This window comes from Thermosyntropha tengcongensis, from assembly GCF_055381335.1.
The window spans coordinates 2,195,215-2,209,437 of the sequence record NZ_AP042437.1; the positions used below are offsets into that span (position 1 = coordinate 2,195,215).

Annotated in this window: 13 protein-coding genes; 3 read left to right on the forward strand and 10 right to left on the reverse strand. The window is 44.9% G+C overall.

Features of this window, described 5'->3' with window-relative positions; genetic code table 11:
* Position 1 precedes the first annotated feature (1 nt).
* The 6 genes from ACZ42E_RS10690 to ACZ42E_RS10715 are packed head-to-tail and all read right to left on the reverse strand — an operon-like array spanning position 2 to position 7,492.
* Positions 2-964, reverse strand: coding sequence for an acyl-CoA dehydratase activase (locus tag ACZ42E_RS10690; RefSeq protein ID WP_464892303.1), 963 nt, complete (start codon positions 962-964; stop codon positions 2-4).
* Positions 961-2,058 (reverse strand): CoA protein activase, encoded by a 1,098-nt coding sequence (locus tag ACZ42E_RS10695; RefSeq protein ID WP_464892304.1) that lies wholly within the window; start codon positions 2,056-2,058, stop codon positions 961-963. Before ACZ42E_RS10695 ends, ACZ42E_RS10690 begins: the two co-directional genes overlap by 4 nt.
* Complete coding sequence (locus tag ACZ42E_RS10700) at positions 2,055-3,047, reverse strand: acyl-CoA dehydratase activase-related protein (RefSeq protein ID WP_464892305.1); 993 nt, start codon at positions 3,045-3,047, stop codon at positions 2,055-2,057. The genes ACZ42E_RS10695 and ACZ42E_RS10700 overlap by 4 nt, the downstream gene beginning before the upstream one ends.
* A gap of 43 nt (positions 3,048-3,090) precedes the next feature.
* On the reverse strand, positions 3,091-4,989 hold the full coding sequence (gene selB / locus ACZ42E_RS10705; protein WP_464892306.1) for a selenocysteine-specific translation elongation factor: 1,899 nt from the start codon (positions 4,987-4,989) through the stop codon (positions 3,091-3,093).
* Between the two features lie 34 nt (positions 4,990-5,023).
* Complete coding sequence (selA, locus tag ACZ42E_RS10710; protein WP_464892307.1) at positions 5,024-6,427, reverse strand: L-seryl-tRNA(Sec) selenium transferase; 1,404 nt, start codon at positions 6,425-6,427, stop codon at positions 5,024-5,026.
* 24 nt (positions 6,428-6,451) lie between these two features.
* Positions 6,452-7,492, reverse strand: a complete 1,041-nt coding sequence (locus ACZ42E_RS10715; RefSeq protein ID WP_464892308.1) for a YkvI family membrane protein — start codon at positions 7,490-7,492, stop codon at positions 6,452-6,454.
* Between the two features lie 98 nt (positions 7,493-7,590).
* On the opposite strand from ACZ42E_RS10715, the gene yyaC reads away from it, so the two are divergent.
* Entirely contained in the window at positions 7,591-8,196 is a 606-nt protein-coding gene (gene yyaC, locus ACZ42E_RS10720) for a spore protease YyaC (protein ID WP_464892309.1), read from the forward strand.
* A gap of 57 nt (positions 8,197-8,253) precedes the next feature.
* Here the strand turns inward: yyaC and ACZ42E_RS10725 are convergent, their stop codons facing one another.
* Both ACZ42E_RS10725 and ACZ42E_RS10730 read right to left on the reverse strand, forming a co-directional pair.
* Positions 8,254-8,643, reverse strand: a complete 390-nt coding sequence (locus ACZ42E_RS10725; protein ID WP_464892310.1) for a bactofilin family protein — start codon at positions 8,641-8,643, stop codon at positions 8,254-8,256.
* 23 nt (positions 8,644-8,666) lie between these two features.
* Positions 8,667-9,599, reverse strand: a complete 933-nt coding sequence (locus ACZ42E_RS10730) for a peptidoglycan DD-metalloendopeptidase family protein (protein WP_464892311.1) — start codon at positions 9,597-9,599, stop codon at positions 8,667-8,669.
* Positions 9,600-10,046: 447 nt separating this feature from the next.
* Between ACZ42E_RS10730 and ACZ42E_RS10735 the strand changes: the two genes are divergently transcribed.
* Positions 10,047-10,268: a hypothetical protein gene (locus ACZ42E_RS10735; RefSeq protein WP_464892312.1), complete on the forward strand. Its 222-nt coding sequence runs from the start codon at positions 10,047-10,049 to the stop codon at positions 10,266-10,268.
* A gap of 102 nt (positions 10,269-10,370) precedes the next feature.
* Here the strand turns inward: ACZ42E_RS10735 and ACZ42E_RS10740 are convergent, their stop codons facing one another.
* Both ACZ42E_RS10740 and ACZ42E_RS10745 read right to left on the reverse strand, forming a co-directional pair.
* A complete protein-coding gene (locus tag ACZ42E_RS10740; RefSeq protein WP_464892313.1) occupies positions 10,371-11,120 on the reverse strand; it encodes a hypothetical protein in 750 nt (249 codons plus the stop codon).
* A 59-nt stretch (positions 11,121-11,179) separates the two neighbouring features.
* Entirely contained in the window at positions 11,180-12,742 is a 1,563-nt protein-coding gene (locus tag ACZ42E_RS10745; protein ID WP_464892314.1) for an ATP-dependent DNA helicase, read from the reverse strand.
* A gap of 409 nt (positions 12,743-13,151) precedes the next feature.
* On the opposite strand from ACZ42E_RS10745, the gene ACZ42E_RS10750 reads away from it, so the two are divergent.
* Positions 13,152-14,195, forward strand: coding sequence for a copper amine oxidase N-terminal domain-containing protein (locus ACZ42E_RS10750; protein ID WP_464892315.1), 1,044 nt, complete (start codon positions 13,152-13,154; stop codon positions 14,193-14,195).
* The last annotated feature ends 28 nt before the right edge of the window (positions 14,196-14,223 follow it).

The window sequence follows — 14,223 nt, forward strand, 5'->3', positions numbered from 1 at the left end:
TTTATCTCACACTCATCTCCCACTTGCCGCAACGGTCTCCCCAGCGGGCAATAAGCTCATCATTTTCATAAAACTGTACTACCTCACAGGCATTGGAACAGCCGTTGCATTCAAAACTGTCTGTTTTAAAACTTATATCTTTTATATTAAACCCTTTAAAATTGGTCCTGCCGGTCTTTCTGGTAGCCTCCCGCGCCAGAAGGGCAGCTCCGATAGCTCCCATAACCCCATGTTCTTTGGGAACAATCACTTCCATCCCCAGGTACTTGTTAAAAGCCGCTACCAGCCCCTTGTTGGCAGCTACTCCGCCCTGAAAAACTACCGGCGGCAAAATTTCTTTCCCTTTGCCCACATTGTTCATATAATTCCTGACCAGGGCCTCACAGAGCCCGGCGATAATATCTTCAATATTATATCCCAGCTGCTGTTTATGTATCATGTCTGATTCGGCAAAAACCGCACACCTTCCTGCAATACGCACCGGATTTTTAGCCTTAAGGGCATAATCCCCAAACTCTTCGATAGGTATGCAAAGCCGGTTAGCCTGCTGGTCAAGAAATGATCCGGTACCTGCTGCACAAACAGTATTCATGGCAAAATCAGTAACAATTCCATTGCGCAGGATTATTATTTTGGAATCCTGGCCGCCGATCTCAATTATAGTCTGTACTCCTTTAACCACATTGGAAGCTGCTACCGCATGGGCAGTTATTTCATTTTTTACAATATCAGCCCCCACAATCATGCTTATAAGGTAGCGGGCACTCCCGGTAGTCCCCACTCCGGCAATGGAAACCCCCTCGCCTACCTCCTGGCCTACGGAAAAAAGCCCTTTTTGCACAGTTTCAATAGGCTTGCCGCTCGTGCGAAGGTACCTGGAAGCTAAAACCTCCCCTTTTTCATCTATCACTACTATATTGGTACTTACTGAACCTACATCCACACCTAAATAACCTGTTATCATACTACCAATCTCTCCCGCTTCCGGCTTTCCCGTCGTTTTTCCAGAAGATCTATAAACGCCTCCAGCCTGGTCTGCACCCCGGCTTTCCCTGTCTGCTCATCAATAAACAGGGTAAGGACAGGTATATCATAATCCCTGCTTACCTGGGGCAGGATGCTTTTGGCCACGATTTCCGGTATGCAGGCAAATGGTGCCAGCTGTACCACTCCATCAAATCCGTGTTTGGCATAAAGGATAGTTTCCCCGATGCTGTTCACTCCATGTCCCCCTATCGGGGCTTCCTTTATATAAGGACGGGCAACCGCAAAAATATCCCCTTCCAGATTGACAATAGTATTTTTGCGCGTATAAGAGGTGAGATATATGGAGCGGTCGGTCTGTACCCCCATCTCTCCCAGCATTATCTGGATATAATGGTTGGCAGCCGGTTCCAGCACCACGTAAATTTCACCTATAATGCCTACCTTGAGGGGGTTGCGGCTTAAATCCTGCGGAACCCCATTTATGACTTTAAGCCCTTCCCTTTTGGCTTCCTCAATTTCTTTTATCGAATTTGCCCTGTCTATCATATCCAAAGCCTTCCATAAAGCCCGGGTAGTATCCCCCCGGTTTATCTCATAAGGCCTTACCTCATGTGACCTCATCTCAATGTCATCAATGGCTTTGATTTTTTCCCAGGCCGTTTTTATAACCTGAATAAACTCTTTTACCGAAAGCCCTCCACTTACCCGCAGGCGGTGAAGTTTGCGCCAGAAATCCTTAAGGTCGCACAAAGGAGGCTCAAAAGCTATTATCTCCACATCTTTTCCCAGCTCATTGAGTATGTACTGGTGCATAACCCAGTAATATCCAGCCCGGCAGGGCCCCATCCCTCCGGAGGTTATAATAACTTCTGCCCCTTTTTCAGCAACCTCCAGATAAGTTCCCATCAAAATCTTAAAAGGTATACACGCAAATTCCGGGGCATATCTTACCCCTAAGTCGAGGGTCCTCTTGCTCGGTTCAGGAGGTACTATACACTCATGGCCTATATTTTCGACCAGCCACTTAAAAGCAATATATGAATGCCCCATATGGGGAAAACTTATCTTCATCTTTTATCCCTCCTGTACCGCAGCATATCGATAAAGGCCTCTATGCGCGTCCTTACTCCTGCCTCTCCGCTGTGCTCATCTACTGATACAGTAAGATAAGGCTTATTATGCTTCCCGCATTCTATTTCCAGGAGCCTGTCCACCATCGAGTCCGGACCGCAGGCAAAGGCTGTTACATGAATAATCCCGTCAATGTCTTTCCTCTTCATAAAATGCAGCCCGCCGTAGACTGCCCGGTTGGAAAAGTACCAGAACAGGCTTTTAGGTATATATTTTTGCTGCCGGTTTAACTCCCTGCTGCTCAAGATATCCTGGGTATAAACCTTTACCTTTTCTTTTTCCAGCAGTTTTAAAAGGCCTACATTGACATAAGGGTCATATATCACATAAGGATAGCCTACCACCGCTACCTTAAGGTCAAAGTCCCCTTCTTCTAACTCTTCTTTTTTCTTCCTGCCTTCTATTATATCTAAAGCCAGGTGAGGCAGAATCCCTTCTTTTAGAAGTTTGCTGAAATTTTTCTGCACCGCAAGCGCCTTCCTGTAAGCATCTAAAACCTCTTTTCCCCCGTTACCTAATATTTCCGCTACTTCCCGGCAGGCCTTCAAAAGTTCTTCTTTGCCCGGTTTTAAATCTATCCTGGTATCTATCACCGGGGGAAGTTTTTCAATCGCTACCTTTATCATGTCTGGAAGTCCCAGGAATTTGGGGCAAAATGTTTCGGTGCCAAAATCCCCATGCCGGCGCAGGCTCACCAGGCGAGGCGCAAAAATAAAATCTGCCTTCCCTATGAGCCTGGCTACATGCCCGTGATATATTTTTATCGGAATGCAGGCATCATTTACCGCATCCTCTACCCCTCTATCCAGTATAGCCTTGGTAGTAGGAGGTGAAACTACCACCTGATGCCCCAGTTCCGTAAAAAAAGTTTTCCAGAATGGAAAATACAGAAAATAAGCCAAAGTGCGCGGTATTCCTATTCTAGCCACTTTACAAAGTCCTCCTGCTTATCCCCGGCTTCATTTTGAAAAATTACATCTTCACCCTTATATCGCCTATCCGCCTTGTAAAACGAATCCTGTCATAATATTCTACCAGAGGCAGCGCATACTTGCGAGTAGTCCCCAGCAGATCGCGAGCTGTAGCCAAAGTCAGCTCTTTCTCCCTGGCAAAATACTCGTTTAAAATTTCTTTCCCTTTTTCCACCGCTTCCCGGGCAAAGAACATATCTGAACTTACCTTTACTATATACCCGGTTTCCAGAAGATAATTTATGATTTCCTCCAGCATTTCATCATTTAATGCCAGCTTTTCTTTCAGTTCTTCCACACCCGGGGGTGTAAACAGATGAGAGCGGAATTCATCCTTTACTTTTTCTATAACTGCTGCTTCCTTTTCCGAAGGGGCAGGAACATATCCTTTTATCATTATAATATTGTTCCTGCTCTCAATGCTCCCTTTATCTTCAAAAAGTTTTAATATCTGGTTAAAAACCTTGCCGCTTATATGGTTGAAAAAGCGGCTGCGCATATCTTCTTTTGGATATCCAAACCGCAGCGGATATTTGCGGTGATAAAGCTTCAAGTTTTCGACAATCTTTTCTTCTATAATCCTTAGTCCATAACTACTAATATATACCCCTTTGGCGATTTCGACAACCTTATTTTCTCTTTCAAGTTTTTCCAGTTCTTCTTTTATTTCTTTTTCATTTACCCCGGCAGCCTTCATAAGGTCTTCCAGAGTCAAAGCTTCCACCGCTCTGCCTTCCAGTTCCAGAAGCAGCATCTCAGACAGGCTTCCTTCCTCTTTTACCGCCATCTCCTTGAGGGCCTCTTCATTAAACCTCTTCTGTTTAACTGCATTGGCATCAATTATTATTCCCCCCCCGATAGTAGCAACCGGTGAATAGTAGCGGATAACAAAAGGATCTCCCTTATGGCATACCACCGGTTCTTCCATCACTATCTGCACATAAGCTTCTTCCCCTGCCTTAAGCTCATCACAGCTTAACAGGACTACCCTCCCCAGGACTTCATCGGTTCCCAGATGGAAATGAATCCGGCTCCAGTTCTTCAAAATGCGGTCCGTGGAATTTATAAGCCTGAGCCTGGCATCCACCCGGTAGCTGGGGGTAAGGTAGCCAGGCGTAGCCAGCCAGTATCCTCTCTTTATATCAGCTACTTCTATGCCCTGCAGGTTCACGGCTACCCTCTGCCCGGCATAGGCAGTTTCCACCTTTTCATTGTGCACCTGAAGATTGCGGATTTTAAGCTGCCTTCCACTTGGCAAAAGCTCTACCGTATCTCCCACCTTAAACTGTCCCGACCATAAAGTGCCGGTAACAACAGTGCCAAAACCAGGCATGCTGAAAACCCGGTCAATGGGGAGCCTCGCCTGTCCAAATGCCGGCTTTTCCTCCACCTCCCCGGCCACTTTTTCTATCTCCTGCACGAGTTTATCGAGCCCTTCCCTGGTAACAGAAGAAACGCTTACTATAGGAGCCCCTTTAAGAATAGTCTTATCCACATACTCCCTGACTTCTTCCTCTACCATAAGAAGCCAGTCCTCATCTACCATATCTTTTTTGGTAAGTACTACAATCCCTTTTTTTACCCCCAGAAGCTCAATAATATCCATGTGTTCGCGTGTCTGGGGCATAATGCCTTCATCGGCGGCAATGACAAAAAGCACCATGTCTATGCCAAAAGCCCCCGCCAGCATATGTTTTATAAATCTTTCATGTCCAGGCACATCTACAATAGCTGCCCTCTGCCCATTAGGGAGCACAAAAGGAGCAAATCCAAGCTCAATAGATATGCCCCGTTTTTGCTCTTCTTTAAGGCGGTCAGTGTTTATACCGGTTAAAGCCTTAACCAGGGTTGTCTTCCCATGGTCAATATGTCCGGCGGTTCCAATTATAACCCGCTTCAAGCTGTTTTCCCCCTTGATCTTAAAGATTAAACGCTTAACTCCGGCTTACTGCCCCTGCCAGCAGTTCTGCCAGCAGAGGATAGTCACCGGCAAACAGGGTGCGCACACTTATGAGAAGCTTATCTTCCTGCACCCTGGTCACCAAGGCCGGTTTTCCCCGCCGCAAAAAGGATGCTATTTCCTCTACCTTTAAGCCGTCAAACTCTATTTCCACTCCATAACCTGGGATTAAAGTAGCTGGATAAGCCCCTCCCCCCACCATATCTTCCAGTTCAACAATCTGTATCCTTTTTACCCGTTTATCGCCTTTAAACCTGGAAAGCAAAAGTTCCTCCAGCTTTCCGGCTCTTTCCCTCAATTCCTCGGAAGAAAGGGTAAGCATATTTATAACCGGGATATCCTGATAGGGATTCCCGCACAGGTACTCAAGCAGAGTTCCTTCCAGTGCTGATATAGTAAGCTTATCCACCCGCAGGGCACGGGTAAGCTGGTTTTTCTTCATAGCCTCTATATATTCTTTTTTCCCCACTATTATCCCGGCCTGCGGCCCGCCCAAAAGCTTGTCCCCGCTGAAAGTAACCACATCGGCTCCTGCTTTTATGCACTGCTGCACTGTCGGTTCATCCTTAAACCCCCAGAAAGAAAGGTCACAAAGTATTCCGCTCCCCAGATCCTGCATAACCGGAAGCCCTTTTTCCTTCCCCAGCTTTACCAGTTCTGACAGCTCCACCTCTTTGCTGAACCCTATTATTTTGTAATTGGAAGTATGGGCAGCAAAAAGAAGAGCGGTATTCTCGGTTATGGCTTCCTCAAAATCCCTTATATATGTCTTGTTGGTAGTCCCTACTTCCACAAGCCTGGCCCCGCTCAGCTTCATAACTTCCGGAATCCTGAAAGCCCCTCCTATTTCCACCAGCTGCCCCCGGGAAACTATCACTTCTTTTCCTTTGGCCAGGGTATTTAAGCCCAGCAAAACAGCAGCTGCATTATTGTTTACTACCAGGGCTGCCTCAGCTCCCGTAAGTTTTTTTAACAATTCCTCGACATGAAAATACCTGCTCCCCCGTTCTCCTTTTTCCAGGTCAAACTCCAGATTATTGTAGTTTACGGCCATCTCCTGCATATAGGCAAGAGCCCTTTTCCCCAAAGGGGCTCTTCCCATATTGGTATGCAGAACTACCCCTGTCCCATTTATAACCTTGCGCAGAGTCCCGCTGGCTTCCTCTTCGATGACCTGCCTGAACTCCTCTATAATTTTCTCTACAATATCTTCTCTTTCCAGTTCCTCTTCTACACCTTTTAAATACTGCCTTATCCGGTCCAGGGCTTTTCTCACGGCTGCTACCACAAAATCCCGGTTATAAACCTGAAAAAAAGCCGCAAGCTCCTCATACTGCAAAATCTCATCTACCGGCGGAATTTTTTTAAGATTAATCATTCTATACCTCCTGGCCATCTTCTTTTACTTCCTAATATTATAGTATATCTGTTCTAGCATGTCTTTTCCCGCTTTAAAAAATAAAGCAGCGATAATCAAAAGCCCTAAAAGCCCAAAAGCCGGGTATATTCTGCCTACCAGGCCCGAAAAGCTGAAAAAAGAAAGCGGCACTGCCAGTATCATGCATAAAACCAGACAAAAACTGTAGCTAAGGCTGGTAAGATTCGAAAACCTTAAAGCAAAACCATAAGCATTGGCTAAAGCTGTTGTAAGTATTCCCAGCCATAAAACAACAGTATACACATATTTTACCTTAAGGCTTATATTTCCTGCTATATAAAGCATAGGCACCTGGTAGTACATGACATGGGGCAGGAAATTGCCCAGAGCAAAATAGGTAAAGACGATTAAAACCCCCAGCACAGCTCCTCCTAATCCAGCTCCCAGCATACCGGTAAGCGGGGAAGTTACTGCCCTATATTCAGTCAGGACTACCAGAGCCAGGGAAAAATTATAGGCTACATAGAGAAAACTGGATGCTAACCAAAAGCTTACATTATCATACTGCATGAAAGAAGTGTAAATTTCAATCTGGTCAGCTCTAAAAACAAAAGCCGCGTAACCTGATATAAGGAACAGGAACAAAAGCTTTACCGGAACCAGAAGATTGTAAGACAAAAAAAGACCTCTTCGCCCGGCCAGTAGAAAAACTATCACCAGTACGCAGGCAGTTAAAATGCCAGCATCCTTTGATAAATAAAGATGTTCATAAAAAACGGCCCCGCTGGCTGCCAGCATGGTGCTGAGGCCCAGGAAAAGAAAAAATGTAAGCATAAAATCTACAAATACACCCAGCTTATCGCCAAAGAAAAAATTCAGCATCTCCTGATAGCTGTCTATCCCTTCCTTGTGGGCGGTGTAAATAAGCAGCATCCCCAGAACGGAAAACAGGAAAGTGGCTACCAAAGCCCCTTTAAGTCCATAAGCCCCATAAACTACAAAAAACTGCATGATTTCCTGTCCGGAAGCAAACCCGGCCCCGATTACCGCCCCCAAATATCCCATTACAACCATAAGACTTCGCTTTATGGTTTTTCTCCCCTCTCCTCATATTTGCATAAAACCTGTATAAAGCGGCAAAAATACGAAGTAAAACCAGCATAATGGAGGTTGTAGGTTTGTCTGTTATCCAGCCTGTAGAAAATACATCTTATTCCTATCATTATGATGATCCTTACTGTTTTAGTAAAATTGAAGAAACAATTTATCAGTTTTTAATGGAACTGGAGGATATTTTTTCCCGGCAGGTAATCTATGTGTGCATAGGAACAGACAGGGCAACCGGCGACTGCCTGGGCCCACTTACCGGCAGCAAGCTTAAAAGCTACCTTTCATCCGCTTATATTTACGGCACCCTGGAAGAACCTGTTCATGCCGTAAATCTCAATGATACCCTGTTACATATAAAAGAAAACTTTTCTAACCCTTTGATAATTGCTGTCGACGCTTCGCTGGGAAATAAAGACCGGATAGGCTACATAAACATCCGCAAAGGGGCTATTAAACCCGGAACGGCCCTGAAAAAAGACCTTCCTCCGGTCGGGGATTTCCACATCTCAGGAGTGGTAAATGTGGGAGGCTTTTTAGAGCACATGGTTTTGCAGAACACACGGCTTTATACCGTTTACCGCATGGCAGACACCATCGCCAAAGGCCTCTACCTCTTCCACCACCGCTTTACCCGCAAAATGGAAAAAAGGGAGAAATAAAACCTCTCCCTTTTTCTATGTCATAAAAAATGATTGTATAAAGCAGAAAATCAGCCTTTACCGTTTTGTATTCTCTTTTTCTTCCTTCCCTTTACTTTCTGCCCTTTTCATCTTCGTCATGCCGTTAAGTATGCCGCCTTCCTCCACTATAAGCATATCGCAGGCCACATCGCCGTTAACCCGCCCGGTAGGGGAGACCTCAAGCCGGCCGGCAGCATTTACATTCCCTTCCATCTGCCCGGCAATGCTAATATTCCTGGCTTTTATCTCGCCTTTTACCATTCCCTTTTCCCCCAAAACTACGTCCCCTTCGGCATTTACTTTCCCTTCCACCTTCCCATCAAGCCTTACCGAGCCTTTGGTATGTATTTCTCCCTTTATCTCCACATGATGAGAGATAAAGGTATCAATATCCCCGTAAGCAACCTCTTTTTTTCCGCGCAGCACTGATAATCACTCCTTTTATATATTTATGGCAGGTATATGAGCGGATCCTTCAGCTCCCCGTATTTTTTAACCGTAAAATGCAGGTGCGGACCGGTACTCCGTCCGGTATTCCCCAGCCTGGCAATCGGCTGTCCTTTCTTTACCGTATCGCCTTCCTCCACCAGCAGAGCTGAATTATGGGCATAAATAGTCACAAAGCCATATCCATGCTGGATTTCCACCGTCTTTCCGTAAACCGGCCGCCAGCCGGCAAAGACTACCTTGCCATCAGCAGCGGCCACTATCGTCTCTCCCACATTATTGGCAATATCTATCCCCTCATGAAAAGTCTCCCTTCTGCCGCCAAAAGGGGATTTGCGGAAACCAAAAGGAGACGTTATCTCCCCTTTCACCGGCCACTGGTTGGGAACACTGCGGAAATAATCCTCCTTTTTCTTCACCTGTGCCAGCATCTCATCCAGAGCCTGTTCTTCATAACTCAAATAATTCTTTATATCCTGCACACGGTACCAGATGTCATCCTCATTCCCGGCTGCCATATCGCGCCCCCCCTGCCCTCCGCGGGAAGGCAGGCTTTCTTTTTGCGACGTCTCCTTTATTCCCATCAGCTTTCTTATCTCTTCCTGTTTGCGCCTTATCTCTTCCTTCTGCTTTTCTATTTTCCGAATCTCCTCATTCAGCTGCATTATAGCCTCTTCTTTAGCCCTGTTGTCCGCTTTAAGCTTGTTCACCTGCTTTATCTGGTACTGGCTGCCAAAATAAAGCCCGGCAAAAATGAGCGCTGTCATCACCAGCAGGGCCAAACCGGCAAATGCCCCTTTGATAAATTCATAGGAAATGCTGAAGCGCCTTGCGCTTTCTCCTCCCGGGGGAATAAAAAGAACCGTCATATAAAAAGGTTTATTCTTTTTTCCGTGCTTCTTTCTGCCAAAATTTATTTTAAGCTTCTGCTTCATACTCTACCCCACATCAGCCAAAAGATTTATAATGCAAATTCTTTACAACACAAACCCTAATAAATTATTTACCTTTTTCCTATTTTTTATCAAGCTTTTTAACTGTTTTCCGATTTCTTACAATTTTATCTATTGCTTTTAGCATTGCCAGTTAATAAAATGCCCTCCCTACCTTTTTTCTTTATTAAGCCCTCATATTAAAATTCGCCTGATTAAATAATGCATGTTTTTTGTAAATGTTTTTCAGCATCTTTCCTGCTTAAATGCCTGTTTTATGGCTGCATTTCCGGCAGAAAACCTTTACCTTAAAACCACTTGCCACATTCCAAAAACAGCCCCCCCTTTCGCAGCCCTCAAAATAAAAACCCTGCGCTTCTGGCAGGATTTTGCAAATTTATGGCGAATCTTAATTATAATATCATGAAAATTACGAGCTGGTGAATTCCCATGTTGAACCGTGATGACTGTTCCTGGCCGCGCCGGGTAGTGATAAGCAGGTCTTATTTCAAACATGCCGCTATGTCAGCCTATGAATACTGGCTGTATTTTACCGGGGAAGATCCGGACTACATCCGTCCGGAAGACTATGACTTTTTTGAAATCTATAACTACGCCTTTTCGCTTCCCCTTCCCAAAAACAATCCCAGCCGCAAGATTATTTCGCGCTGAAAAACTCTTGCCTGCTATTGTCTATTGGTTTTATAGGCCTTCCCCTCTCCAGGATAAAATCCGCTCCTGAAATTTCTTCTTTATTCCATCTTTTCTGGTATTCTACAAATCTTCTTCCTCACCAAAATCAAACCAGGCTTTTCTGAATTTAGAAGGATTTTCAACAAATTCTGCCCATTCTTTCGCAATTCTGGCAACATCCATATTTTCTTCCCTGGCCGCAGCCAGCAGGTAGTAGAGCAGTTCCTGCCTCGCTCTCATACCCCACTCTTCGGTAGTCACAACCTCTATCCCCCGCTTTCCCTGCATAACCATTCCCACTATCATGAAATCATAAATTTTAGTAGCTTCCACTTTTTCATCGCTGTATATTTTTATCTGCCCATTGGTGTAGCGCCCGGCGCTCAAGATATCCTCCCTGTAAAATTCCCATTCCTCCTCCAGTTCCCGGTCGCTCTTTTGTTCAAACTTTTCATAATTCTGGCGGTATTCTTGCAACCCGCTTGCCATCCCTTCTGTCACCCGCAAAGCATCATCCAGGTGGACAGCAACCAGCCTGTAAATCATTTCATCAAACTCACCCACAAAAAAGGAGGACCAGTAGTTCGTGCGAATAGCGTCCAGCACTGCCTTCCCTGCCTCTTTTATCCACTCCTCCCTGTCTTTTTCGGGCCACCGGCATATATAAATCTCGTCATCTTCATCTCCAAGCGTGTCAGAATTGGCATAAATTACAAAAGGCTTATCCCCTTTAAGCAGGTATACCTTTTCCGGTTTATTAGCCCTCTCTTTTATTACAACTTCTACCTGGTAGTCTTCCGGCACCTCCACCAGAAATATATTCTCCAGCACCTTCATCTTCCTCCTTTATATATTTTTTTAAAACTCCTTATAGCGCATAAGGTCATTCATCATAACAGGGCAAATTCTTTTTCAAAATCCACAACCTGCGGATGGACCTTTATTTCATGATGTCTTACGGGAGTTTTTAGATAAAGCCCTTTCAATGAGCGGCACCTGCTTAAAGCCACATATACCTGCCCGTATTCAAAAGCCCCTTCCCCCAGGTCTACCACCACCTGGCTGAAGGTTTTCCCCTGGCTTTTATGTATGGTGATTGCCCAGGCCAGCTTGAGGGGTATCTGGGTAAATGTCCCTATTATCCTGGATTTTATTTTCTTTTCGTTTTCATCATAGTAGTAATCCAGGTTTTCCCAAACAGCCGGTTTTACCCAGTAGCTGTGGCCATCTACAGCCACCTTTACCTGATTGCTTCCCAGTTCTTCCACCACCCCTAAAGTGCCGTTCACCCATCTGCCCAGGGAATCATTTTTTACCAGCATAACCTGCGCCCCCTCTTTCAGCCGCAGCTGATAGTCAGCGGGGGCATGCCTGGCATCAAACCTCCCTTTTATTTCCGCATTGTAAACTTTTGCTTCCCCGGGAAGCTTTTCCAGCTCGCTTTTATTTATCATCTCCGCCTGCAGCCTTCTTGTCGTAAGGGTAATAACCGGCATATTTTCAGGAGGCAGGATGCCTGCCCTCTTATTTATCGCCTCCAGCACATAATCCGCAACCTCTGCCTTTCTTATCTTATTCAGGATTTCAATAAAATCCGCATCTGTCTGCCGGAAAACTTTCATAAGCTCTATCCTCTGAAAAGCTGTTTCCCGGTATGCCCTGGAGCCAAAAAAGTAATAGCACCCATTATATTTGTCATCCAGATAACGCCTTATTTCCCTGTCATCCACCACCGGAGGCAGCTGGTAAAGGTCCCCGAACAGTAAAACCTGCGCCCCTCCAAATGGCTCCCAGTTTCTGCGGTTCCTGCGCATGGACATGTCAATCGCATCGAGCAGGTCCGCCCTTACCATAGATATTTCATCGATAATAAGGGTATCCATTTTTTCAAAAACCTCTTTTTTCCTGGACAGTATCTTTACATCATCTTCATTTACTGCTCCCAGGGGAAGCTGGAAAAATGAATGTATAGTCATTCCCCCTGCATTTATCGCTGCTACCCCTGTAGGCGCTACTACCACCACATTTTTGTCCGTAAACTCCTTGAAAAGCCTTAGAAGTGTAGATTTTCCTGTCCCGGCCTTGCCGGTTACAAAAATATTCTGGCTTGTTTCCTCCATCATGGTTAAAGTATGAATTAGCTGCTCATTAAGCTCCAGGTCGCTTCTTGCCCTTTTTATGCGCTCAACGATAGAAAGCCTTTCCTTTGTCTTTTTCAGGGGTATTCTGTTTTCCTGATCATGCATCCCTTCTTCACAGGCAGATGAAGATTCTAAAATTCTGGCAATCGTGTTTTTTTCAGCATAACTCTTCTCTTCTTCATCATCTTCTTTCTCCATTTCAGGAAACAGCTCTTCAGGCCTGTAATCCTTTACAGCCGGCTCTTTTGTCCACCATTTATAAAGCTGCCACAAAACCCACCCTGCTGCCAGCAGAACCAAAAAATCCCCCATAATCTCCCCTCATATAACCAGAATTCAAAAATTTTCCCTCTTTATTATTTATTATAAATTATTATAAATAAAATTTTTAATTTTTTAATTTGCCATTGTCCCTTAACCAGGCTGTAAAACCCGAGCAAGCCTGCAGCACCGCTTTTTTTACCTAAAATCAAGGCCTGTAAAATTAAGGCTCATCCAAAAAAGAAATTTCTTTTGTTTTAAAGAAATATTTTCCTGAAGCTAAATCCTTGCCCTGGATTTAGCAAGCTGAAAATTCCGGCTTATTTGGAGACCTTTAAAAAATTGCCTTTTAACCTTTGAGAAGAGCCACCGGACCTTGCCTTGATAGATTTTGCCCTATTGGAATAAGCGGGCTTTTTAAGGGCGGGGTAAGCGCTTTTAAAGCTTTATTTAAAAATCCTTGCTTTTTAAAACGCTTTTTAAAAACGTTTCAAAAAACTTTCTAAAAAAGGAGGATGGTTTTATGTTTAAAATCCTGAAGAAAGCGATAGCTTTGGTAATGATAACAAGCTTTATGTTTTTAGTACCCGGTCACATGGCAGCTGCTGACGAGGCTGTAGCCGTACCCAACAAGCTGGTGGTATTCAAGATAGGTGATTTCAACTATTATGAGCAGGACCTTAATACCGGGGCAACAAAGAAAGTGAAGATGGACACTTACGCACAAATAATGCCGCCTGGAAGAACCTTTGTGCCTGTGAGGTATCTTGCCAACGCACTGGGAGTAAATGATGAGAGCATAGTATGGGACAATGCGTCAAGGAAGGCAACCCTTAAAGGGGGAAGGGTGCTGGAGCTTTTCATAGGCAGGAAAGAAGTGGTAATAAACGGCAAAGCACAGGGAATAGATGCAGCACCAGCGATAGTCCCTCCGGGCCGCACCATGCTTCCAGCCAGGTATGTAGCCGAAGGATTGGGATTTAAGGTTGAGTGGGACGAAGCAAAAAAGCTGGTTATAGCATATCCTGAGGGAAGTGCAAAGCCTGACATGAGTAAAGTATTAGAGCTGATAGAGCCAAAAGGGGAGCCGAATGCACCAGTGATACCTGAATTCAAGAGTATAGACAAATACAGGACGATAACAGACAGGCAGGAAGCGTACATGGCCCACAAGGCTCTGGTAGACACCATAGTGAACAACCGCCAGACGGGTGAGTTTTCGTTTATTGCCCCCATACTGCCGAAGGGATTTAAGTGGAGCATAACTCTTTATTACAACACGAAGCCTACAATAATGCATTCTACTTCTTTATTGGAGTGGCATGAATATATAATTCCCGGCAAGAAATACACCTTCAACATACCACCGGAGAAGTCGAAGGGAGAGGCATTAATGATATTCGACATAGTTCCAGAAACCCCACCCTGGAATGGTGAATGGAGGTCTATTTACGACATAAATACGGGCAAGCACGAGTTTTTCTCCTTCGTAACAGGCAAATAAAAGCCTCATAGAGAAGAAAAAATAAAGG

Bases quoted from the DNA above. Each gene is read 5' to 3' on its own strand.
- ACZ42E_RS10690 (WP_464892303.1), bottom strand. From the start codon at position 964: ATGATAACAGGTTATTTAGGTGTGGATGTAGGTTCAGTAAGTACCAAT.
- ACZ42E_RS10695 (WP_464892304.1), bottom strand. From the start codon at position 2,058: ATGAAGATAAGTTTTCCCCATATGGGGCATTCATATATTGCTTTTAAG.
- selA (WP_464892307.1), bottom strand. From the start codon at position 6,427: ATGATTAATCTTAAAAAAATTCCGCCGGTAGATGAGATTTTGCAGTAT.
- ACZ42E_RS10715 (WP_464892308.1), bottom strand. From the start codon at position 7,492: ATGGGATATTTGGGGGCGGTAATCGGGGCCGGGTTTGCTTCCGGACAG.
- yyaC (WP_464892309.1), top strand. From the start codon at position 7,591: ATGGAGGTTGTAGGTTTGTCTGTTATCCAGCCTGTAGAAAATACATCT.
- ACZ42E_RS10730 (WP_464892311.1), bottom strand. From the start codon at position 9,599: ATGAAGCAGAAGCTTAAAATAAATTTTGGCAGAAAGAAGCACGGAAAA.
- ACZ42E_RS10735 (WP_464892312.1), top strand. From the start codon at position 10,047: ATGTTGAACCGTGATGACTGTTCCTGGCCGCGCCGGGTAGTGATAAGC.
- ACZ42E_RS10745 (WP_464892314.1), bottom strand. From the start codon at position 12,742: ATGGGGGATTTTTTGGTTCTGCTGGCAGCAGGGTGGGTTTTGTGGCAG.